Source organism: Chitinophaga sp. (assembly GCF_019236475.1).
Taxonomy (GTDB): Bacteria; Bacteroidota; Bacteroidia; order Chitinophagales; family Chitinophagaceae; genus Chitinophaga.
In genome coordinates this window covers 314,090-339,516 of sequence record NZ_JAFAIX010000011.1, presented here as the reverse complement: position 1 = coordinate 339,516, position 25,427 = coordinate 314,090, and the positions used below count along the sequence as shown (strand labels likewise).

At 44.4% G+C, this 25,427-nt stretch carries 12 protein-coding genes; 1 reads left to right on the top strand and 11 read right to left on the bottom strand.

What is annotated here, in order from left to right; translation table 11 throughout:
- Positions 1 to 179 precede the first annotated feature (179 nt).
- From JO154_RS15940 to JO154_RS15920, 5 genes are all read right to left on the bottom strand, one after another.
- Positions 180 to 635 (bottom strand): MarR family transcriptional regulator, encoded by a 456-nt coding sequence (locus JO154_RS15940; protein WP_291947275.1) that lies wholly within the window; start codon positions 633 to 635, stop codon positions 180 to 182.
- Positions 636 to 637: 2 nt separating this feature from the next.
- The gene (locus tag JO154_RS15935) at positions 638 to 1,057 is read right to left on the bottom strand and encodes an SRPBCC family protein (RefSeq protein WP_291947272.1); all 420 of its coding nucleotides are present in this window, start codon (positions 1,055 to 1,057) and stop codon (positions 638 to 640) included.
- Between the two features lie 168 nt (positions 1,058 to 1,225).
- Positions 1,226 to 5,593 carry a WGR domain-containing protein gene (locus JO154_RS15930; RefSeq protein WP_291947270.1) on the bottom strand — a complete coding sequence of 1,456 codons (4,368 nt, stop codon included), beginning with the start codon at positions 5,591 to 5,593 and terminating at the stop codon, positions 1,226 to 1,228.
- A 250-nt stretch (positions 5,594 to 5,843) separates the two neighbouring features.
- Positions 5,844 to 9,152 carry a glycoside hydrolase family 38 C-terminal domain-containing protein gene (locus tag JO154_RS15925; RefSeq protein ID WP_291947268.1) on the bottom strand — a complete coding sequence of 1,103 codons (3,309 nt, stop codon included), beginning with the start codon at positions 9,150 to 9,152 and terminating at the stop codon, positions 5,844 to 5,846.
- Between the two features lie 6 nt (positions 9,153 to 9,158).
- On the bottom strand, positions 9,159 to 9,899 hold the full coding sequence (locus JO154_RS15920; protein ID WP_291947266.1) for a GntR family transcriptional regulator: 741 nt from the start codon (positions 9,897 to 9,899) through the stop codon (positions 9,159 to 9,161).
- Between the two features lie 207 nt (positions 9,900 to 10,106).
- On the opposite strand from JO154_RS15920, the gene bla reads away from it, so the two are divergent.
- The gene (bla, locus tag JO154_RS15915; RefSeq protein ID WP_291947264.1) at positions 10,107 to 10,994 is read left to right on the top strand and encodes a subclass B3 metallo-beta-lactamase; all 888 of its coding nucleotides are present in this window, start codon (positions 10,107 to 10,109) and stop codon (positions 10,992 to 10,994) included.
- Positions 10,995 to 11,072: 78 nt separating this feature from the next.
- On the opposite strand, the gene JO154_RS15910 is transcribed toward bla, so the two are convergent.
- The 6 genes from JO154_RS15910 to JO154_RS15885 form a co-directional block, all read right to left on the bottom strand.
- Positions 11,073 to 12,590, bottom strand: coding sequence for a DUF5689 domain-containing protein (locus JO154_RS15910; RefSeq protein WP_291947262.1), 1,518 nt, complete (start codon positions 12,588 to 12,590; stop codon positions 11,073 to 11,075).
- A gap of 34 nt (positions 12,591 to 12,624) precedes the next feature.
- The gene (locus tag JO154_RS15905) at positions 12,625 to 14,151 is read right to left on the bottom strand and encodes a SusD/RagB family nutrient-binding outer membrane lipoprotein (protein ID WP_291947260.1); all 1,527 of its coding nucleotides are present in this window, start codon (positions 14,149 to 14,151) and stop codon (positions 12,625 to 12,627) included.
- 9 nt (positions 14,152 to 14,160) lie between these two features.
- A complete protein-coding gene (locus tag JO154_RS15900) occupies positions 14,161 to 17,334 on the bottom strand; it encodes a SusC/RagA family TonB-linked outer membrane protein (protein WP_291947258.1) in 3,174 nt (1,057 codons plus the stop codon).
- Positions 17,335 to 17,765: 431 nt separating this feature from the next.
- Positions 17,766 to 19,313, bottom strand: coding sequence for a RagB/SusD family nutrient uptake outer membrane protein (locus JO154_RS15895; RefSeq protein WP_291947256.1), 1,548 nt, complete (start codon positions 19,311 to 19,313; stop codon positions 17,766 to 17,768).
- A 14-nt stretch (positions 19,314 to 19,327) separates the two neighbouring features.
- Positions 19,328 to 22,555: a SusC/RagA family TonB-linked outer membrane protein gene (locus JO154_RS15890; RefSeq protein ID WP_291947254.1), complete on the bottom strand. Its 3,228-nt coding sequence runs from the start codon at positions 22,553 to 22,555 to the stop codon at positions 19,328 to 19,330.
- Between the two features lie 1,093 nt (positions 22,556 to 23,648).
- Positions 23,649 to 25,418: a RagB/SusD family nutrient uptake outer membrane protein gene (locus JO154_RS15885; protein WP_291947251.1), complete on the bottom strand. Its 1,770-nt coding sequence runs from the start codon at positions 25,416 to 25,418 to the stop codon at positions 23,649 to 23,651.
- Between the last annotated feature and the right edge of the window lie 9 nt (positions 25,419 to 25,427).

Genomic DNA, 25,427 nt, shown 5'->3' with positions numbered 1-25,427 from the left:
TACTATTTTTCTTAAGCTGGCCTTTCTCTTTTAGGTTGGTGCTGATGTAGCGGGAAAAGAGGATAATTCCTAAAATTACGTTTTTGGAAATGAATTCCTGCTACTTTGTAAGTAAGGTTTCAATAATTAGATATTCAGAATATTCGGGGCTATGGGAGGGGGCTGGGACCCGATTAGCTTCATGATCCCAGTAATGTGTGCAATTGCTTATTAAAGCCTGGCAACTTATTACCCAGTGCAGCAAAAAACTCCTGATCGAATTTTTCTACTACAGGTACGGTTTCTTTAATCAGTTTTTTACCGGTATCCGTTAGTTTAACCACTTTAGCGCGGGTATCTGTAGGATGTTCTGCGCGTAATACCAGCTTTTTTTCCTGGAGCGTGCGCAGGACAGTGGAGGTGGTCATTACGTCAATTTTGGTGTGGTTCGACAGCAATACTTGCGTAACCGCCTGTTCTTGCATGGATAACCAGTAAATGCTGGCGAGGATCACAAACTGCGAATGGGTGAGGCCATGCGGTTCCAGGGCTCTTCTTATTTCGCGTTGCCATATGCTGGTCACCTGCCATAGCAAGAAGCCGGAGCTTTCTCCGGCCTCTTCTACACTGAAAATATGTTCATTGTTTTTCGCCATAATTACAATTTTGATGCAACTGTTATTTTCTTCATCATATCCTTTGGCAAATTATCTCCTAACTGTTTTGCCACCAATTTCACCCAAAGAAAACCCAGTAAGCCCGTTACCTTCAGCGTATTCGTAACACGCAGGCCTTCAGGCGTTTCTTCAAAGATATGTTCATCATACATTTTAGCCAAAGGAAATAGGGTCACATCTGTAAAACGCTTGTTGGGCTGTACGTCTACCAATACTACTTTCACTTTAGGGCCTCCTTTGGGTTTCAACATAAAATGATTCCCCTTTTCGAAAGCGCCTTTCAGGTCTGTTGCTTCCAGCTCATCATCCCATGATGGCCAGTTATTAACGTCTTCGTATAAACGCCAGAGCTGTTCTTTAGTTACTGCTGAAGAGGTGATGGTGTGAGTGCGGGTCCACATAAGTTTAAATTTTTTATTGCTTGTTTTATAAGTGCAAATATAATAAGTGTACTTATAATAAGCAAAATTATATTTTTGGTCATGATAAGATTATGGCAAATAAGAAAGGCTTCGAGTAGTCAGTTTTATGACTGCTGGAAGCCTTTCAATTATTTGGATATCAATAGATTAATTACCTATGATCTCATCAAATGTGGCACTAATAAATCCTTTTTCTTTTAATTTCAGTTTATCGATTTTTTCTATGCCTTTCTGTAAATCCTTTTTGTAAGCGGGATCGAACTGCATCGCTTTATGCCACAGGAGCACCTGTGTTTCGTAGAATGGATGTAGTACACTTTTCTCTTCAATCGGCGCGATGGTTTTCATCGTGGTTTTGATATGCTGTAATCCTTCTTTTACCTCCTGAAGATTGCTGGCTGTTTGGTAATAAAAATACGCTAGGCTATTATGTGCATTACGCAATGCTGCACGAATAGGGTTGAATGATTCCAGGTAATCCCACAACGCCACTTTACCCAACGCTGTCACGATCTTACGACACAGCGCCAGCGATGCTTCTTGTTGACCAGCCTCATATAATGCGTAACGCTGATGGTCCCAAACTTGTGCCCACAGCCCCATCTCACTACATTGCCCATCTTGCAGAAGCTTTTCTACACTGGATAGTAGCGCTAATGCAGGAGGATAATTATTACTTTCTATTAATAAAGCGGCTTCTCGCAGTTGGGCGTCAAATTCATCCCGACGGAATTCATACACATCGTTTACGGGGACTAGTTGGAAGTCGGCGTATGGAAAAGTGAGCCAGTATTCTTTCTCGATTTTCTGTGCTTTAGCATAGTCTTGCGCCTGCTGCCAGTATTCGCTGGCTGGTTGGGTGTCGCCTGTCAGATGATAGCTCCAGCCTAAATAGTAGAGGGCTTGATGCCAATAGTGAGGGCGCACTTCTTCCGCTTTTTCTACTTGCAGCAATATGGATCTTGCCTCCACATATTTTTGCGCTATAATCAGGCCCAGTCCGCGATTGACGAGTAGCATATCTGCATAGAAGTGACCCTTATGCTTTTTAAGCAGCGTCTCAAAAATGGTTGCGTAATGTTCGTAAGGGATAAATTGCAGGTAGTTACTATTGCGTAGCATGACCCGGGTACAAACATCTGCTGTACGTAATGCCAACGGCATGAACCTGATATTTTCCCCATCCCGGCCTAATGCCAGTCCGCAGACTTTCTCCGTGCGCATGGCCAGTGGCACATATTCGAGCGCAGTGCCGTAGTCTTGAGCGCAGGCTGTCTCACACATAGCCGCTGTTATATATTCCTTGGGAACAAATTGGAAGTCGTAGGAATTACGTTGCACGGCGATATCGCATATCTTCTGTGTGAGGTATTGCGGTGGCACCTCATAAATCCGTTCGTTGGACCCCTGACTGTTGGCTGTCAGCGCGCTAATAATGAAGTCTTCATCCCAGAAACAGGCCCATACCTTGCTGAAAGTATTGTAGTCAAATTCCTGAGGGGTATCATAGGAAACAGTAGTCCGTGTCTCCCAACCATATTTCTTCACCTGTTGTTCGAAATCTGGCAGATGTCCCAGGTGTTTTTTGATGTATTGATAGACTTGTTGATTGACACGATCCGCTTCGATGTGTTTGAAAATGTCCATGCCATGTTTCAATAATATCTTACCTATCCATTCAATATCGTGGCTGGATCCGTACCGCCAGGTATTGCGATCGTACTGCTCCACGATAAAAGGCCATTCCGGTTGCTGACCGTATTTATTTGCTGCATATTGATAGACCGTTTTATCTACCAATCTTGTTGGAATGCGGGTAATGACATGGATGCCCAAGTCTATGGCCTGTTGGATGTATTCGCTGGTATGATATTTCGAAGGAAGTACTTTCCCCGATGAATTTCCCAATACGCCACCAGCGATCAACGCAATATTCATTCGTTCATCTTTGAAGGCCGCAGGTATATAGCTATAATTATATTGATTGGTACTTACCGCCAGGAAACAAATATCATAGGTCTTTTTCTCGTCAGACACATAGGACAAATCTATACCTTTTGGATGCGCATTAAAGATTTCCTCCGTGAGCAAAGCCGACGGAATATGCGAATAATGACACGCCGATTGACGGCTAACAGCCAGCAGGGCTAATGCTGGCGTCATCAGTTCCTGGCTGAAAAACTGGATGATATTACCATCTATATCATATTCGCCATTGGTTTGGTGTTGCAGTAATCCCTCCAACATTTCGCCGGATCGGTATTCCTGTGGTATGGTCCCTATTTTACTGGAAAGCCATTGATCAGGGAAGTAGCCGGTGCTTTTGTATAATCCAGGTCCATATTGACTTAGCGCATTATTGAAAAACTGGTTCCAATACGCCTGATCTTTTACCTGAGCTTGCTGTTGCGTTTCCCAGTTAACGTCTACAGAGGCGCCATAGATATAAGAGAGGTCTGTATGTTCGCTATAGGGGCGTGCTTTATTGTTTTTGCTGTAAGCTGTTTTATAAAAGACTTCGGCTTGTGTTGCATCCCCTGTCAGATGGTAAATTAATCCTAAGAGCCAGTTATTGGAAAAAATCGATTTTATGCCGATGGATTGCTCCAAGTAGGTTTTGGCCGCTTCCAACTGTTGCTTTTTTATCAATGCTTCCCCGATGATGCGCATGGCAAAGTGCGCAGAAGGAAATTTTTGTAGAGTCATTTCTGCCCATTCCATGGCTTTGTCGTGAGCACCGGTGATGACTGCACAAAGGGCCGCTTCCTGCATACAATCAAATTCGTAGGCTACTTTTGCTGGTGTATAGGGAATACCCTTTGCGAAATATTCCATCGCCTGCGTATATGCCTTCTTTTCAAACAGGCACTTACCTGCATTGTAATAGCCCCAGTAATAGCCAGGAGCCACTTTAACCGCCTCTTTGAAACACTGATATGCACCAGGCAAATCGTCTTGGTTTTTCAGTTTAATTCCTTTGGCGATCAGTTTAATACCTTCCCCTGTAACGCCCTCCTGGAGGATCGGTTGGTTATTCTGGAGTGCCTCGTAAATTTTAGAGGTATACAACCCGAAGCCATCATGGTAGCTTTCTTCGATCTTGCCGTAGTATTCTGGACGGAAAACATAGGCGTAATCATGCCAAGCTAGGAGGGTGTTATCGGTAGTGTAGGCCGACAAATCTTCCGTATTATAAATAGCGGTGATCAGCGTCTGTGGGGCAAAGTCGAAGCAGTGGAGGTTATAAAACCAGGAGAAGAAATAAGGCGCATTTATTTTCCGATGAGCCATGGTGTGAACTATTTCATCATCCTGTCCCATGGCTATGGCTATATAACGTACCGTTTCTACGCCACATGTTTTCTGAAACTCACTCAGGTGGATATAATCCATGGTAGTGTTGCCTGCCACATAATAGGGAACCCCTGCACCGTAGTAGGAGGTTACTTTCCCTCGGATGTTCATATTACCTTTCACGATGAGTAGGTCCATATCATCGTTCGGGATTTTTAAGTCGCCATCTATATCAAGATCACCGTCACAGAAATAAATTCTGGCATACTGTTCAAAATATTCGCCCTCATTCTCATATTCTTCGGTGGTCCAGTTGGCATTTTCTTCATGTTCCCAATAATCGAATAAGTGGGAAACTCCTAGTCGTTCGAGGGCTTCTTCGTAGCTTATTTTTTCGAGGTGGTATTGATTTAGGAAGACACGCATCTCCCGATCTTCATCTTCCTCCTCTGTGGCTGGTTCTGCTGTATCTTCTACTTCGGGTGCTGGTAGCTGAAAGTGGTCTTTCAAGCCAGTTAGACTAGAGAAGTTTTCTGCAAGAATATCATCGTTGATATCCTTGAATGGGGTAGGGATGTGAATATGGTGTACTTGGCCGGAAGGGTCGCTGAGGAAGAAATGTTTATCCTCATCATTCATGATCATGCCTAGCATCCAGCAGTGGGAGAGCAGGTGTTTTTCTGCTTGGAACCATTCGCTCTCCACGCGATAGATATTGAGAAACATCTGTAAGAGACTGTACGGCGTAGTAGCATTATCTGCATTATCGTTGTAGGCGTAGATCGCGCAGAGAAAATCATCCTTTTCAAAGTAGAAATAGCCTTTGCGGAGCCAGAACTCGCGGAACGCTGTAGGGAGGGAGAAACCTGCTGTCTCCTCCATACGGGCTATATGGGCCTTAGAAGAAGGATGTATTTCCACTTTTTCCGGCCGTTGTTTTTCGAGATAGTCGGCTAATGCGAGGATATCATCGTACAGCGGAGCGGGGATGTTGAAACTATTATCTGTAGTGTCTTCCTGTAGTTGGTATCCTTTTTTTACTTTTTCTGCAATAAGCTTGTCGTAAGCTTTCTGACATTCTGCCTCTGTAGCAAAGGATTTGGTCTGGCTCTGCCCTTGCGTACCTACTTTACCAAAGGTGACATTTATCTCTGTGCCATTGATATCAATGTTCCAAAACTTATGGGAGTTATCGTCTTGGTAAATGAAATTCTTTTTCATGTGTAGCATGCGTTTTCTTCCGTTGTGGCAGTTCTCAGCCCGCGATTTTCATAGATGGTCTGGGGTGTAGCTGCACAGTATATGACGGGTTTACAATAGGACTAAGATAGGGTAAGATCTTTGAAAATCCGAATTTCTGGAAGTAAGGAATGACGGTCTTCATGAATACTTTAAGGATGTGCGATCTATCATCTAAAAAGAGAGCGGCGACCAATTCCTTGATCGCCGCTCCTTTTTATTGTCCACAGTTCTATTTTTTCAATAGATACTCTTTCACACCCATTCCTGGAATGCTGATATTATTATCTACAGCTTGCTGATCTGCGTAAATGCTGGTGGCCTGATAACCTTCCCATATAAATTTCCCTGTTTCGACACTTGTAACGGGATTGTATACACGCACTTTTAATCCGCCATTTTCCACAGGCGTAACGCTGGTGATGATCAGATTTGGGTTAGACAACCGGAACAGCGATCCTGGCAGTTTTATTCCATTCTTCACCTGGAATGCCAGCAATGGTTGCGTAAATGCAGTTGCGGCTTGCTCTTGTTCGGTGGCAGTAGCAACTGTATGCGGGCGCAAAGCATAATGATAACTACTGAGGCCATCTTGGTCCGATTTGTAGTTGGTATGCCAGTAGTTGTTCATAATATAGTTAAACCAAGTAGCAGTAGGCTCCCCTGATTTCCGCCATTCCTTATGACTCTGCATAATTACATTCCGCTCATCTATCATCTGTGAAGGCTCTACCATAGGGGTTTCCAGCAACATCCACTGTACGCCATGGCTAGTATTGGCGATATCCACCCAACGACGGCCAAAAAGAAAATCCATATTGGAGCCGGGGAGCTGATCCGTCAAATAGCGCAAGGTGCCATAACCCGCATCCAGAGTAGTTTGTGGACTGCTGATATTGAATGGAAAACCAAAATGCACCGCCTCTTTTTCACGGACCGCTTTTTTATCCAGGATGTTTTCCAGGATGGCTGCATCTGCATTGGCATATAAAGTGATTCTTTTCTCCAGTTTGTTCAAACCAGGACCTGCACTCATTAACGCGATGGTGGTCACTACAGGGCCTGTTTCCAGCACTTTTACCTGCACTGCATTATTAGTGGTGGCTGCGACAGGATCTAACCCTGGCACATACCAATAGCTGTTTAAGCCCTGCTCCCGATAAACGCCTGCGTAGTTATATACATCGCCTGTGCGGAGCGTGGTAATACTGCCATTATGAGGATCCCAGGTGAGGGTAATGCGGCCATTGCTAAGACTATTATTCGTTTGTGTGAAAACAGTGGCAGCAGGTGCAGGAGCGTCTGTTACTTGGTATACCGCTGTTCCCAGGGCTGGAATATTCCGTGCAAGGAAAACATATTCTCCGGATTGCAGTTGTTGTAAAGGATATCGGTTGCCCTGTGCATCCGTTACGGATTTGCCTGGAGTGGATATCTTCACGATACCGTCTCTGTTCCAGGATAAAGTGTTTACCACAGCAATTTTACGGGACGCAGCATCCGTAAAGGAACCCAAGAGGGAGGTTTCTATTTTACGAGTGATGCTGTCTGCATCCAGCATAAACTGTTTCTTAATGCGCCATTGCTCAGTCACAAAGGGCACATCTGGTTCAGTGATGCTGTTATGAGCTCCCCAGGTATGCTCATGGAACATAATTACGTTGGTCCATGCCCGGTAGTAGTCATTTTCGTTATAGCCGGCAGGATGGAGGATCGCGGCGGCTGTAGTCAGTTCCTGTAGTTTTAGACTATTGATCCTGTTTTGGCCAGATTCCTGGGCCGTAGAAGCGGCACCATCTTCCCAATAGGGAGTGATGTCGCCTCTGACCACAGGTAACTGGTTACCATAACGGGAATTAAAGGTCTCGAATAATTTGTCGGTAGTATTGAGAATGAGTTTAGGTGATTTATATTTTTCATTCCAAGCTTTTACGAACCGGGAAATGGAGGTGTCGATAGGGCCGTTATCTGCCACTATATTGTATCTCCATTGTACCATATCATAGGGGTAGTGTTTGGCATCCAGTTCTTGGAGGTAAGCGGCGATGCGTTGAGGGCCACGTTCAAATACGCCACCAGGGGCAGTTCCATGCCAGGAGGAATAACCTTTACCGCCTGCCCAGAAAAGAATCTTTTCCTTGCCAGAAGGGGATTCCCACCATACGGGCTTATCTCCCCAAGTTCTTACAAAATGGCCAACACGATCCCCTAGGTAAGGATGATTTTCACCCAGGTAGTTGGGGCCGCTGGAAAAATATTTCACACCGCCGTGTGCCAGTGCTGTCACCGTATTCCAGGTATAACCGGGTACATCGGAAATCATGGCAGACGGTATTTTTATGCCGTATTCTTTGGTGAGTTGGTTCGCATAGTCGGTATAGTGGAACATTTCTTCCGGTAAGCTCAAACCTGTTAGGATATTGGCGTACAAAGCAGATAAGCAGATACTGCCAGATTTCACGGCTTGTATGAATGCCGTCTTTTGCTCTGGAGTGGCCTGTTTTAGGTAGTTTTCTACTGCCCAGAGCGACTCAATATTCCATTTAAAACGAGCTGCTTCAGGGTAATCGCGAGTAGCCGCAATCATCTTCAAGGCATCGTCAATGTTTTTTAGGTGGATTTTAAGTACATCTGGTTGCAGATGAGAATAGCCGATATCCGTGTGAGAATGATGAATGAGGCTGATTTCCCTGTAGGTTACGGGCGACAACTGCACATATTTATCCGCCAATATTTTTTTACTATCACGTACGACTATACGAATACTATCGGGGTGAGTAACCGCGTCTACCGGAATATCAAAATGACTAACGCCATCTTCTATTTTATAGGTGGCTACTTGTTTACCGCCGGCGCTAATCTGGATCGTCTGAGGAGTGCCAAAATGAAGCGCAGTGAGGGCTATCGGTTGTTTACCATTTTGCAGAAGGAAGGGTTGTGGATGAATATCCACTTTTTCCTGGAAGGTAAACTTGAAGGTCATGAACCAGTCGTTGCTTTGCTGGGCCTGCCCGATAATTTTCAGTGTAACTGGTTGGCCAGGTGTTACCAGGTTTTTAGGGAGACGCAGAAACATCAGCCCATGGGCGTCACTGGCGCCATCGCGGGTGGTCTGTTGGAATACAAGCCTACTACTGTCTGGTGTTGCAAAAGACCATACAGGAGATTGATTTCCCGGAAGCGTAGTAAAGGTCAGTAGCTTTTTATCGTTGACATAAAGATCGAAATGGCGTGGGCCACTGCTGGTAGCGGTAGAGTGGCCGGCTACCCAACTGAAATAGACATATGGCCCGCTGGTGTTGGCGGGAACCTTGGCCGTTTGCCAGGCAATCGTTTTATGGCCATCCGTGGCGCGCGTCAGGAGGGCAGTGGTGGCATAGTCTGGGAAGGCGGAATAATACTGAATATTTTCTCCAGTAATCTCTTTCTCATAACCACTGATCCAGTTAATTTTTCCCAGCCAGGGAACTGTTTTCTGGGCATAGCCGTGGAGGGCCGACATGATTAGTATGCCGACTAAATACATCAGTTTTGTTTTCATCTTACGTTAAATCGGGCGTTTAATTTCTATGCTATACGTAAACCAGTCGCTGCGATAGTAGCAGATATTATACTCAATAGGCTTTCTGCCAGCGTCCAGTACTAGTCTTTTGCGTTCCAGTACTGGCGCTTCGGCAGGGATTTTCAATAAAGCGGCTATCTGTTCTGAAGCGGCGATGGCTTTAATTTCTTCTTGGGAATAAACAGGAACAGTATGGAATTCTTCATCGAGCAGTTCGTACAACGGACGCTTAAAGTTTTCGTTGCCGGTAAGTCCGATGCGTGGATGGAAGTAGGATTCAAAATATACCATTGGATTGCGGCCGGTACTGCGGGTACGTTCTAGGCATACCACGGGAGTACCTACTGGAATTTGCAATTGCAAGGCCACGTGTTTGTTGGCTTTTACAATGGTGACTTCATGCTTCAAGTCTTTAAATGGAGTACCTTTATCTTCCATCTCATGACTGAAGCTGAGCCAATTGGCGAGGTCTGTTGTGATTTTCTTTTTACGAACGGTGGTACCACTTCTTTTCTTTCGCTCTAAGAGGCCATCCTTTACCAGGTTGGAAATGGCTTGTCGAAGGGTGTTTCGGGAGATACCCCATCTCTTGGCCAAATCCGTCTCTTTCGGAAAGGTGTCACCAACACGAAAATGATTGTCTCGTATCAACTTGCGCAGTTGTTCTTCCGCTTGTAGATGCAAGGGTACTTTACTATCATGATCCAGTAATGGTATATTGTTCATATGTTCAAACATATTACTTTTCTAGCTTCCACACAAAATAACTTTGATGAAATGTTAAGATAGGAAAGTGTGAATTTGTTTTTTATTAGTAATCAATATGTAATAATTTAATTAAAAGAATATTTGAAAAGATCCACTGATTATTTTCAAAGGATGGAGTAGGTCTGGTAATTTTGAGAAAACCATATTTTACCTCCACACTTTATTATGTATAACCAAGTTATAAAGCGGTTGCTATGTGCAACTGCGTTGACCTTTTCTGGCATCTTTGTCCAAGCCCAGCAAACCCAGGTGAAAGAACCTAAAGATGTTCCGGCCGAATGGTCGAAACCATATGCACCATTTAGGATGGCTGGAAACCTGTATTATGTAGGCACTGCTGATCTGGCGTCCTACCTGATTACCACGAATGCTGGTAATATCCTGATCAATACGGGCCTGGCAGGGTCGCTGCCTATCATCAAGCGCAATATTGAAGCGCTGGGATTTAAATTCAAGGACACTAAAATATTGCTCACCATGCAGGCCCATTACGATCATATGGGCGCGATGGCTGCCATTCAAAAAATGACAGGGGCAAAATTTATGGTAGATGAAAAAGAGGAAGATGTGGTCAATTCTGGAGGGGCTACCGATTACGCCCTCGGAAAAGGCGTGTCTACCTACCAACCCGCTAAAATTAACCGGCTACTCCATGACGGCGATACCATTCACCTAGGAGAAATGAATCTCGTCATGCTGCATCATCCTGGCCATACCAAAGGCTCTTGCAGCTTCCTGTTTGATACCCGCGACAGCAGCAGATCCTACAGGGTATTACTGGCAAATTTCCCCACCATTGTTACAGACAAACATTTTCATGATGTAACTACCTATCCAGAGATTGCTAAAGATTACGCCTATACGCTACAATCATTGGCAGGACTACAGTTCGATGTCTGGGCCGCCGCACATGCCAGCCAGTTTAACTTGGCAGCAAAACATCATCCGGGAGATGCCTATAATCCTGCCGTCTTCAAAGACAGAGCCGGATATGACAAAGCCCTGGCTGAATTGAAAGCCCAATACGAGAAAAAAATGATGGAAGAAAAATAGGGAGCAAGTGTCTCCCTAAAAAAACAAAACACCCGGTAGCTCACGCCACCGGGTGTTTTGTTTTTATTTTAAAACTGATTATTTCAGTTTAGTAGCATCGAGATCTTCGATTTCTGCTAATGTAGTTTGTTTGGTCATCAACAGGTTGTTCTGTGCACGCGCTTTGATCCAGCGTCCGAGACCTGGACTATACACGCCACCGAGTTTAATGAAATAACCTGCATCGCCGGTTACATAAGACAAGTACATGGTGTTGGTACCTGCTTTAAAGTAAGGCTGAGTTTTCAGGGTGATAGGATCCTGGACATCGTAGAAATCGTTGTTCGTGATTAGGTATCCTGAAGAAGGCGCTGCATAGATAGAACCGCCATTGCTAATGAAAACAACATCTGTAGGAACAGTAGTAGCAGTTACCTTCGTACCCGCGAAAAGCGCAATACCAAAGGCGTTACCACTGTTGGCCATCAAGTTGGTAGTTTTTGTACCAAAATCATCTCCGTTGTTGGCAGCATAATCAAATGCACGTACCCAGTTGGCCGCACTGATATCTGTTGAGTTTTCGCCGTTGATCGTTTTCTTGGTACCGCCCACATAGCAGTATGTACCTTTTTTCACCACACCGGAAGTGATATTGATTTTATAAGTACGCATACCGCCAGTAGCCCAGCCATTAACAGGATTACCTGTTGGCGTAGAGGCGTTGGCGTTATTATTAACGATGATGGAATATGGCGTTACAGAGAAGTTGATATCCTGCGTAGCCAGCAACTGTACATACTCGTAGTTGGCATCCGGGCCAGCAGGGTCGTTTACAAAACCGGAGATCACCAGTGGCGCTACCGTGATAGTAGAACTGAGCTGCGTGTAATCGGCGCCAGTACGCATATTGAAACGTGGTAATAACGTATCACCGGATGGCGTGTTTAACACGATACCGTAATAGTTTGCCAGTACAGGCACGGTAGTATTTGCAAAAGCTGCTTTCGCATCTGTATGCAGGGTGATTTCACCGAAACCGTCTGTCATGATACGATCGCCACCAAGTGTAGATTGCGCCGGAGGAGTAGGATCGAAGCCCCCTTTCACGATGATAGACAAGGTACTTTCGTAGTTATCGGAATTCGCCATGATAGCACCTGTAGTCACTCTGTTCAGCGGAATGTTATTGCCAGATGATACTTTGGTCACATTAGCCGAAGGTACCCCCGTGATTTGTAAAATACCATCCACTCTTTTCAGAATACCGCCTTCCACTTTGATGATAACGGAGTCTCCTGGAACATACTTCGCAGCGTCATCGCCCAGAGCGATGCTGATACCACGAATTTTGGCGAGTCGGCGTGCATCTTGCACAATCAGCAAACCTTTAGGGAGATTACCACCACTGTGATCAGAAACCACGACAGCAGTGATTTTGGAAGAACCGCCCAGGTTATCGCGGTTAAGGGTGATATCCTTTCCTTTATACAAAGAGCGGACATCCATAATACCGATGATATCAGAAACTATGCCGCCAGGATAGGTGTCATCTTTCGCACATCCCCATAAAAATACCAGGGACATGAGCAGCGATATATATAAGTTTTTGTTGTTCATTGCTACAATTTTTACAGTTAGAAGTGTGTGCCGGTTATGGTTTCTGCCACCATACTTGGGTGGAAATCAGATCTGGCCCCTGTTTGTTGACAGCATCCTTGTAATTGCTTGGGTTGGTAGACTGTACAAATACAGGATAAGGCATTCTGGCAGGCATCACACCATCATTCTTCAGACCAGCCCCTTTAGGCAGCACCGGATGTCCAGTACGACGGTATTCAAACCACTGCTGTAAATCGGTCAGGAACATCGCGTAGTATTTCTGGATATGGATTTTTTCCATTTTATCGTCCAGGGATACGGCATCGTTCCATTGCATATCCGCCGCTGTCAGGTATGGATCGAGGTTCGCCTGCACGAATTTTGGCACCCATTGGTTGATGGAATACAGTACGCCATTGTTATAGTAGGTAGCAGCGCTTCCGCTGATATAGCCTTTGGCAGCACATTCCGCCAGGATGAAGCAAAGCTCCGGATAGTTCATGATCATACCGGTCATGGGATCGTTCATCAAACTTGGCGCAGTATTACCAGCTACATACGAGTTGAAATATGTTTTCTTTGGAACACCCGTACCAGGAGAGTATCCACTTGGTACGCCTACAAACATACCGCTGTAAGGGATGATCGCCCAACGGTTGTAGCCATTGGCGCCATAAGTAGGAATATCGATACGAGGATCGTTCCATGCAGCCAGATGATCTATAAAGAAGCTGCCGATTGCCGGAGCTCTAAAATCTTGTTCCCTAACGCCCAGTAGTGGAGAAGTATAAGGACCAACGCCTGTCCAGCGCAGGATCGCTGATTCCGCAGTGCTGGTCATGATAGGATACTGTGCAGCACTGGTTTCTACGATATCCTTGATTTTAGCTTTCACCATATCCGCTACTTCCGCTTTACCAGAAACACGCAGCAGGAGGCGGAGGTAGAGCGAGTTACCGAATTTGCGCCATTTGGAAACGTCGCCATTGTAAACAGGATCACTACCCGCAGCGATAGCATCGTTTTTAGACAACAGGGAGTTTGCAGAGTCCAACTGTTTGAAAATATCTATGTAGATATCTTTCTGTCTGTCAAATATCGGATGATAGATAGCGCTATCCTTACCGAGAATCGCCTGTGAATAAGGTAAGTCGCCATAAGTATCCGTCAGCAATGAGAATACCCAAGACTGACAAATCAGGGCAATACCTTGGAAAGACCTGTTCCTGGTGAGAGAATCAGAGGCCGTCTTATAGAGTTCTTTGTAATTGGTGATATTCTGGTACCAGGTGGTATACAGGTAATCAGACCAGCTACTGCGGAAATCATATCGGAATACCTTACCCTCTGCGTCATTCATATCTACCGTAATCTGCATCAATTCATTATTGAAGCTACGGTTCCTAGAAAGATTGGCAGATACGGTGTTGACCAATGCAGGCGCCAACAATTGCTGTGGCAGTGCATTCTGGGTACTGTTTGGATCTGTATTGAGGGTATCAAAATCTTTTTTGCAGGATGTCAGCATACCGGTGCTAAACAAGGCCACACATCCTATGATATATATTAATTGCTTCATGTTCGCTTATTAAAGACCAATAATTACATTAAATCCAAATGTGCGGGTAGATGGGAACTGACCGATTTCAAAACCCCTAACGATATCCGTACCACTCAGGGTACCGAATTCAGGATCGAAGATTGGCCATGGAGACCAGATAAACAGGTCACGACCATACACCCCAACAGTTAAACGTTGTAAGCCCAGTTTCTTCAGGGTGGCTGGTTTCAGGCTGTAGTCAATACGTGCTTCTCTGAATTTGATGAAGTCGGTGCTGAATACGCTACCTTCCGCATTATCCATACCGAAGTGAGAGCGGTAGTATTCATCGATATTAGTGGCTACTACATCATTCTTGCGGTAAGTGCCGTCTTCGTTTTGTACTACCCCGTTTCCGATGATACCGCTGTAACGGCCTGGGAGGGTATTGGTAGTTTTACCTTGTTCCGCCAGTTTGTAGTGGGTCAGGGAGTGGCCTACAGCGCCGAATTGCCCATCAAACAGGAGGTTCATGGTAAATTGTTTGTAACTGAAGTTGTTGGTAAAACCTATTTTGTATTTAGGGATGGTGTTACCGAGGTATTTGATATCGGTAGTCAGCAAAGCCACACCGGTTTTACCATCGTATACCACTTGACCGTCTGGAGAGCGCTGATAGCCGCGTCCGTAGAGGTCGCCCATGCTACCGCCAACAGTTGCAACTACCTGACCACCGCCAACAGGGCCTGTTTGCAGTACGAGGAAGCTGTCTGGCAGCGATTTGATAATGTTTTTATTAGAAGAGAATACTACGCTAGAAGTCCATTTGAAACCGCTCTTAGTAGTAATCGGCGTACCGTTAATAGCTACCTCTATACCTTTATTCTGTACCTCACCAGCGTTTACGATCATAGAGCTATAACCGGTAGAAGGATCCAGGAAAGGAGTCAGGATTTGGTTTTTGGTTCTGCCAGAGTACAGCGCGATGTCAAAGCCCAGGCGGTTTCTGAACAACTGCACATTGGTACCCACTTCATAAGTGGTCGTCTTCAACGGCAGGAGGTTTGGATTAGCGAGGGTATTTGGAAGCTGTAAGCCACCACTGTAAAGACTTCCTGCTGAATTATAGTAGAATGCAGTTCTGTATGGAGTAGTCATACCACTACCTACACCGGCTACGGATAAACGCAGTTTACCGAAGGATACCCAGGATGGGAGTTTCGCTACTTCAGAGAAAACGAAGCTACCATTCATAGACGGATAGAAGAAACCGGCGTTATCAGTACGTTTAGGCGTTGCCAGTACAGAGTTCCAGTCTTCACGTGCAGTCAAATCCAAGAAGAGGAAATTTTTATAGCCAGCAGTAATCAGACCATAAAAACTGTTGATACCATATTCTTCTTTTCTTGGCATGGTTACTAGCGGACCTGCAGCATTCGCCAGGGTGAATACGCCTGGATAAGTCAGGGAGTCTGCGCGGTTTTCATCTCTATTGTATTTGTTTCTCATGGTGCTACCACCGACAGTAACAGAGAAGTCAAAATCATTATTAATTTTCTTGGCATACTTCAGGAGGAAGTCGCTGGTAGCTTCCATAGAGAAGATATTCTGCGTACGGAAACTTCCTTTAGCGTATTTAGCACCGGCGCCCCAAGGACGTTGCTGGGAGCGCATTTCGTACGCCAGATCCACAGCCGTTCTCACCTGTAAGCTCAGTTCAGGTGTGAAGGTATACGTAGCACTAAAGTTACCGGTAACGTTATGTCTGTTGGATTTATTCAGGTATTCATAAGCAACTGCATATGGGTTGGAAGGATAAGAGCTGAAAGGATATTTGAGCACTTTACCTTCTTGTCCTTTACCCCAGTAGTTTTTCAACCAGTTGAGATCAGCACTTGGCTGCCAGAAAATATACCAGTACATGATGGATTGGTTACCATAACCTGCACCTGGGAGGTTATCGCTCCATTTGTTGGTATAGTTTACTTTAGTAGACACCTGGAGTTTGTCGTTGATCTTAGAGTTCACAGACATGGCCAGGGTGTTTCTTTTATAGCCGGTATTAGGGATGATCCAGGTATTATTCACGTTAGTGAAGGAGAACCTAGCGGAAGTTTTATCAGTACCGCCATCTAGTGTAACCGTATTCGTGAGTGTTTTACCAGTATTGAAGAAAGAGTTAATATTATTATATGGGACCCAAGGAGTTCTTGTTTTACTCTGTCCCTGAATAGTTGGATCGTACTGGTAAAATGATTGGCCATTAAATTTAGGACCGTAAGCAGAGCTGGTACCGCTGGTACTAGCGCCATCAGGGCCTGCACCGTAAGAGTAATAATCAGCGCCGTCTAACCCTTGACCATATTGATATTGGAGGTCAGGGAAACGGTTTACTTGTTCCATAGAACCGTTAGAATTCAAAGTAACACCGAAGCCTTTCTTTTTCTTGTTACCTGATTTAGTGGTGATGATGATAGCACCGTTTGCACCACGTTGGCCATACAACGCAGATGCGCCTGGGCCTTTCAACACGGTGATGGTTTCAATATCTTCCGGGTTGATGTCATTCAGACTGCTACCATAATCTGCAGGCATGTTGTCGTTGTTTGTGCCATAGGCAGACTCGCCTCCAACGGCAGTTCTGCGGGCACTACCTGTGTTGATAATCACACCGTCTACAACGATTAATGCCTCGTTATTATCAGTAAGGTTGTTTTCTCCGCGAAGGATAATTTTGTTAGAACCAGCAGGACCACTATTGGATCGGATGAGGTTCAAACCTGCTACCTTACCGGAGAGTGCGTCTGTCCAGTTACCGGAGAGAGCTTCCGTGAGTTGTTCTCCTTTTACTACCGTAGTAGCATAACCTAAGGCTTTTTCTTCACGTTTGATACCGAGGGCAGTAACCACTACGTTATCGAGTTGTTTAACATCACTAGCCATTTCCACATGGATGACAGTCTGGTTGCCAACTAGAATTTCTTTTGGCATAAGACCTACAGCAGAGAAAACGAGTGTTTCTTTATCGTCAGCCATAATGGTAAAGAAACCATTACCATCTGATTGTGTTCCGCGGTTGCTACCTTTTACGCGGATGTTAACACCTGGAAGTGCACTCTTATCAGTGCGTTCTTTTACAGTACCAGTGATTTTCTTTTGCTGAGCAAAAAGCACATTATCCGTCATCACGAAGATGACGAAGAATAATAGAAAATTCTTCATACAAGGTTGATTAATACAGTACTATCGGCCGATAACTACGTGTGTTGATTTTTGTTGTGAAAATAGGTTGTGCAATGCGGCCGCAAGCTAATACCGTTTTCACAAACCTTTCACAAATGAGTATTAAGGTTATGTGAACTTTGCGTGCATGGCATAAAATGCGCACATTAATATATACATTAATCATTATGCTTGCAATAGGTGGATTCTATTTTATTTGGGTAGGATATTGATTTGATTGATGAGGGGCGTCTTATGGCTAGACCCAAAGCTCAGCGTAGGCTTCGCCCGGTTGCTACCGCAGGTATATCAATGGTTTTAAAAAGACTTTAGACAGCTCCATCGCGATAATGCGAATAGGAAAGGCATAAAAAAAAGCTGCCGGTGAAGGCAGCTTTTTTTTCGAATTAAGCAGGGTTTAGGAAGAAATATTATTTCAGACCTAAGTTGTACAGGGTTTCTCTGTCTGGAACCACCCATGTCCATTTATTTTTATCTTGAGGCTGGATCTTCACTGCCAGTGGCGTGATGAAGTTACCGCCAGCAGGGTAATCTTTACGATCAATAGGATCAGCCCAACGTTTCATATCGAACCAGTCGAAACCTTCACCCCACAGTTCAATTGCGCGGTAGAGTTTAATCTCGTTCAGCAGATCTGTACCGGTTTTGGTGCAGGTATAAGAAGTATCACGGCCAGTTCCTTTGTTCAGGTTAACCAGCAGTTGCTGAATTTCAGCGGCTGGTTTGTTCTGGAAGTATTTAGCTTCTGCTTCAACGAGTACCATTTCTGAAGATCTGAAGTGGTTCACATTGCTCACACCTGGTTGGTCAATCACTTTGATCTTGAATTGCATGTAAGCAAATACAGAAGCGGTTGCGTACAGATCTGGTCTTTCTGCGAAAGCACGGTTGTACATTGGTTTACCAGCAGCACCAGCAGCGATGGCGCCGGTTTCATAGTTGTAAACATCAGACTTCGGATCAAAGAACAGGTTCCTACGAATATCTGTAGTAGGAATTTTGTTATACAGTTCGCGGCTGATACATTTAGGTGTACTACGTACAGCAGCAGCGCTGGAGTTGTAACCGATCATAGCGCCGTAAGAATAGTAATACAGTGTTTCATCAGATGCACCATAGCTACTCCAGATCCACTCGCTGGTAGGCTTTGCAAAACCGGCGTTGTAATCTGTAACGTTCATCAGGCTATAACCATTTCTTGCCAGGGCTGCATATTTCTCAGCAGTTGCATAATCCTGACGGGTGAGCGCAGCGCGTGCATAAATAGCATATGCTACGTTCGAATTGGTCATGTAGTTATTGGTATGGTTGTTTACATCACCAGAGCTAGCAAACAACTGGATCGCCTGATCCAGGTCGGCATAGATCTGAGCGTAGGTTTCTGCTAGGGTAGACAAAGGCATATCACCGTTAGACAGGTCTGTACGCAGTACCAGCCCTTTTGAAGCACCATTGTTGGAATCAGCCCATCTGTAGCAATACAGTTGAGACGCCATGAAGAAAGCGTATGCACGGAAGGTCAGTGCCTGCGCTTTGATGGACTGTCTTTCTGATTCTGTACCAGCAGCTTTATCGATGTTGTTGATAATCGCATTGGCATTACCGATAATTTTATAGTAGTAATACCATGGATAATAGTTATAGAGAGACTGGGAGTTCTCGTTATAGAGACTGTTAATGATAGCAGCCCAACCACTCAGGTTCACAAAGAAGTGATTACCTGGGTAGTTACCGTAGTACATTTTGATAGTACCTTCCCCATTAAAGCCCTGCTGACCAAGGTACTGCATGGTCATCATTTTAGCCAGACCGTTTACCGCCAACTTAGCGTTGGTGGTATTTTCGAATACAGCCTTGTCGCTTACACTGTCAGTTGGCCTTGTATCCAGCATATCTTTTTTGCAGGCACTTGCAAAAAGTGTCAGTGATAAAAGCCCTATTTTATATATTTTATTCATTTTTATCAGAATTATTATAATCCAACATTAACACCGAAAGAAACTACACGAGGAGTAACGAAAGCGTTCAGGCTTCTACCATTGAAGGACTGTTGAGGGTTCATACCTCTCAGTTTGGTAAAGGTGGCCAGGTTTTCTACGCTGAGGTTCAGACGAGCAGATTTGAGTTCAATTTTCTGTAACAGGGTAGCAGGCAACTGATAGCTCAGTGCGATGTTCTTAATTACAAAGTAGGAACCATCCACCAGGAAGCGGGAAGACATCGCATTGTTCAGTGTACTGCGATTGAAGTCTACCACCGGAATTCCTTTAGAATCCACACGGTTTGTGGAAGTTGCAGTCATACCAGCAGGTATGCCATTCCATGAATTCAGGAGGTCGGTGTGCATCTGGTAAACAGAACCAGTCATAGACATCATGCTGAAGTAAGAATCATCATATACTTTTCCACCCAGTGCATAAGTAAATACGCCGCTCAGTACAAAGCTTTTGTAAGTAAGGCTGGTGTTGAAGCTACCGAATACGTTAGGAATCGGGCTACCAGACCAGTCACGTTTTGCGTAAGTAGCGTTGGTAGTATAGTACTGGCCATTGATGTTAACCAGGTACTGATAGTGCGCACCGGAAGTATTGGTAGGATCGTATTTCTGGTTATCTGGAATATACAGCGCGTTACCAGTCATCTGGTCTACACCGGCATATTGGAAGGTATAGAATTCATTTACACCATGTCCTTCTGCATATTTGTAGTTACCGATTACGATACCATCTTTTCTGTTCTGGTCAGGCAGACGGAGAATTTCGTTCTTGATGAAAGTAGCATTCAGACCTACATTCCATTTCAGATCTTTTTTCTTCAGTACATCTACATCTACACCAATTTCCCATCCACGGTTAGATACGGAACCGATGTTCTGTGTGATAGTAGCTTGTGCTTTATCTACAGAGGTAGCACCGGCAGACAGTGGCAGGTAAGAATCGAACAGCAGGTTTTTGGAACGTTTGTCGAAGTATTCAATGCTGATGTTTGCACGATTGAAGATGCGTGCATCCAGTGCAGCAGAAAGTGCTCCGGAAGTTTCCCATTGAATATCGGCAGCATTCTGTGATTTATATACGGCACCGAGGTTGTTATTCTGATCAGTAGCGTACAGGCTCATGTATGCATATCTTGCAGCAGTGAGGTCATTACCAACCTGGCCGTAAGAAGCACGCAGTTTTGCATAGTTTACATATTTAGTCAGGCTTTCGAAGAAATCTTCTTTAGAAAGTACCCAACCACCACCGATAGAGTAGAAGTTACCCCAACGAGTAGAAGGTGCGAATTTAGAGCTACCATCTCTTCTGAAGGATCCATCCACGAAGTATTTATCAGCATAGCTATAACGGCCACGTGCAAAATAACCTTCAGAACGATAGTTCTGCTGGAAGTCGGTCAGGGAGGATGTTTTGGTGAAGTTCACCCATTCAGGAGCACCAGCCAGGATCTGAGCGGTTTTCATACCATCCAGGTACCAGTAGTTATCAGAGTAGTACTCATGACCCACCATACCTTCCACGCTGTGTAAACCATAAGAATGGTTCCAGTTCAGTAACTGTTGAACAGTATAGGTATTGTAACGGTAGTTAGTACGGGATGCACGACCACCATTACCAGCACCATCACCTACGATAGCGTTGTTGTAGGTAGCCCTGTCAGAGTTACGAACGTTCAGGTCTCCTTTAGCAGTGAAGGTGAAATCTTTCAGGAATTTCACATCCATGTAAATCTGGCCATTCACGGTATTTCTGGTAGTCATATCCTTGTTCAGCATATTTTCATATACCACATGACGTCCCCCAAACTGGTTACGGGAGTTACCATCGCCCAGATCAAAACGCTTGTTGCCATTTTCATCCAGCAGATACTCGCCCGTAGTAGGGTTGTGCATATGTACAGGATAGATAGGAGCAATATTTCTAGCGAACATGAATGGGTTGGTGAAAGCGGAGGCGTTATCAGCATTACCACTGATGTTGTTAGTAACCTGATGAGAACCAGCGAGGTTAAAACCATATTTCAACCAGGTTTTAGCCTGTACGTCCGCATTGATTCTACCAGTAAATCTTTTGTAGTCTGTGTTGGTTACGTAACCTTTTTCGTCCAGGTAACCAGCAGAGTAGTACAGATTAGTTTTCTTGGTGCTGCTGGATGCATTGATAGCATATTCCTGACGGTGGCCCAGTCTCTCCATATCTTTATACCAATCCAGATCATCTGCATAACCACCCAGGATATGAGCATCGCTGCGCAGTTTACCATTGGCGTCAAACAGTTGGTTAGCTGGTTTGTCGTAGATATTCAGGTAGAGATAAACAGGTAACAGGGACTCAGTAGCCTTCGCGTTAGCTGATTCCACAGTAGGGTATTTGGAAGGAGAACCAGATAACAGACTGTTACGGTAACCTCTCCACATGGTTTCCATGAACTCAGTAGTATTCATGGTTTTGTAATCTCTTACACCACGGGAATACACACCCTGGTTTACCATTACATTGATATTACCTTCATTACCTTTTGCACCTCTTTTGGTAGTCATGATCACCACACCATTGGAAGCTTTGTTACCATATAGTGCAGCAGAAGCAGCATCTTTCAGTACAGAGATAGACTCGATATCTGCAGGGTTGATGTCTGTTACATTACCAGTGAACAATACGCCATCAATTACATACAGCGGATCATTATCACCGTTTACAGTGGAGAAACCACGGATTTGAATTTTAGGCTGTGCACCTGGAGAACCAACGGTGTTATTTACTTGGATACCAGTGGTACCTTCCAGTACGCCAACAGCGTTAGATACAGGACGTTTGTCAATGTCTTTTGCTTTAATACCAGATACAGAACCAGTGATGGATCCTTTCTTAGCGGTACCATAAGCTACTACCACTACTTCGTTCAGGTCATCACGTTGAGATGCCAACTGTACATTCAGTACATTGTTGGTTCCAACAGCTACAGATTTAGCGGTAAAACCGATAGAACGGAAAAGGAGTGTTTTACCAGCAGGAACGGTAATAGAGAATTTACCTTCCGGATCGGTAAGCGTACCAGTAGAACTACCTTCTACCATTACAGAAACGCCAGGGATGGCACTTCCGTCGGTAGCAGTTACCTTACCGGTAATTTTTTTGTCCTGAGCAAATGCAGCGATCTGCATCAAACTCAAAAAGAAAAAAACAAGCAATCTTTTTCTCATGAAGATTCGGATTTAGTGTTTAGATTTTAGATATAGAATTATTGATATTGTATTTCGTGTATTCGTTGACGTTATATTTTCAAAAAATGGAATCCATGCCCGACAGCAAAGCCGTCGGAAAAAGCAACATGACTACAATCTGTAAAAATTTACAGATGATTAAATAAGCAAAACCTTTCTCCCTGAAAACAGCCGTTTTCAGCTACATGATTTCCTAAAGCAAAAAATGATGGTAAGCCGCGTGTACTATACTACAGTCTCAGAATAAAACTCCACATAAGCATATCTTGGTATAGCTATTACTATCCTAATTTGTTGTAACTCTAAAAATTTTTATAAGCAAATTTTCCGTCTCGATTCAATGAAATAGCGTTGTTGAGAACTACAGTACGAAATTTTCAAAATCGAGGCCGTGAAATTAATGTAAAATTTTAACTTTTTAGATTAAAATTCGATCGAAAATTATTTGTATGCCGGTTTTATTTCGAAATTAAAAATCTATTACAGATGTTTTAATTTAAATATGACTTATATTCCCCGCTGACTATTTTGAAATCGATGCCGAAGGCATCGATTTTTTAGTTCCGCGCTTCGCGCGGTGCGCTGGCGCTACAGCGCAAATTAAATCCGCACCTAAGCTTAAAATAAAAAAACATCGGGAGTGAAAATCTCCTGTCTGTCACCCTGTACCCTATAAAATAAAAACAAGAGGAGACGAAAATCTCCTGTCTGTCGCCTTGTACCCTATAAAATAAAAACAAGAGGAGATGAAGATCTCCTGTCTGTCGCCTTGTACCCTATAAAATAAAAACGAGAGGAGACGAAGATCTCTTGTCTGTCACCCTGTACCCTACAAAATAAAAACGAGAGGAGACGAAAATCTCCTGTCTGTCGCCTTGTTCACTGTAAAATAAAAACAAGAGGAGACGAAAATCTCCTGTCTGTCGCCCTCGTCACTGTAAAATAAAAACAAAAGGAGACGAAGATTCCCTGTCTGTCGGCCCTGCCCACCGGGCAGGGCCGACGAAAAAAATAAAAAAAGGGAGTGAGGTCGAAGACCTCACTCCCTTTTTTTCACTATAAAATGTATTGCTTAGTTAATCCATCCTGGATTCTGAATCAGATTCGGATTACGCTCAATCTCACTCTGCGGAATAGGCCAGTAGTAAATATAATCGCCTTTCCAGGAATAATTCACCACATTGCCACCCCAGATCTGCTGGATACCAGCGCCAGGTGCAAATGTTTTTTCTTTCCAGGTTTTCCAGCGAAGCTCATCGAAGAAGTTGATACCTTCATTGACAAATTCTACTCTGCGTTCGTTACGGATTCTTTCTCTCATGGCTGATTGATCAGCAACGAAAGTTGGTTTGGTTGCATCTGCATTTTGCAGTGCAGGCATGTTTACTCTTGCACGTACTTTGTTTACCAGATCGAGGGATTGTTGGTTAAACCCTTGTTCGTTCAGCGCTTCCGCCCACATGAGCAAGACGTCTGCAAAACGGATCACAGGGAAGTCTGTAGGACCATAAGCACGGTTGATAGTTTCTGTAGCGCCTTCGTAAACGAATTTGCGGTGCAGATAATAGAAGTATGCTTTGGTATCTGTTGCCACATCCCATGTAGGCGTGGTGTTGGAACGGAATGGCCATCTCGATACATAAACCTGGTTAGCACTACCGTTCACACCCAAGTATTCAGAATACGGGGTGATAACGTTGGCGCCCAAACGAGGATCACGATTGGTATATGCCGCTTTGATCCTGGCTTCATTACCAACAGGCAGATATTTGGTCATATCCAGTCCGCGTGCAGTAGCTCCGGCAATTTCAGAAGCAGTCAAACCATCTCTGAAGAAATACACTTCACGCTGCGCTACTGGCAGGGAAGAGAAACCTGGTACCACCTGGTTCCAGTTAAATTTGCTTCCATCTGCATTTTCGTAGAGGTCTACTACCACTGGAGAAACCAAGTAGGTATTCCAGCAAGAACCGAAAGAGCTTCTGTTACCGCAGAAGAACTGGGTAGTAGAACCGAAGTTCTGTACCGCAATATTCTGAATGGAGAAGATCATTTCATCGCTCTGTTCATTGGCTTCTTTAAACAATGCTTTGTAATCGCCGTTAAACAGGGTATAACCTGCCGACTGTACCTGTGCGAAGTCCGCTGCTGCAGCGGCGTAGTTCTTCATGTACAGGTATGCTTTACCTCTCAATGCATAAGCCGCCCCTTTGGTAATATGGCCATAGTTGGCAGCTCCCTTGGAATATTTTAAAGGGAGATTCGTTTCATTGATACAATCAGTGAGATCATTAACGACTACACGCCATACGCTGTCTTCTGTTTCACGGCCTTTGGTTGCTTCGGTAGCGGAGAAAGGCTTCAGATACACTGGTACGCCATGCCACAGTTGGTTCAGGCGCAGATAGAAGTAGGCGCGCAGGAACTTGGATTCCGCAATATAACGGGCCTTTTTATCGTCGGCAGAAGGTGATTTCAGCGGAATATTCACAATGGCATTGTTAGCACGCTGAATACCATCATAAAGCTGTTTCCAGTTATCGCTAAACATAGAGCTGCTTGGAGTGATGGTACCTACCTGCAAACCATCGGCATCACGTGTCATACCCGTTACGCCGTAACGGTCCAGTTGATACAATTCATTGCCGGAAGCACTGGACGGATCAATATTCAGTCGCAATGCAGCATACACACCAGCCATACCCTGGTCGGTAAGGTTATCCGTTGTCCACATTTGGGAATCACCCTCCTGTGTATAGGAAGTGGTGTCCAGCAGGTTTTTCTTACAACTGGCTAAGGACAATAAACCAGCGGCATATATCAGAATTCTGAATTTTTTCATACAATTTCT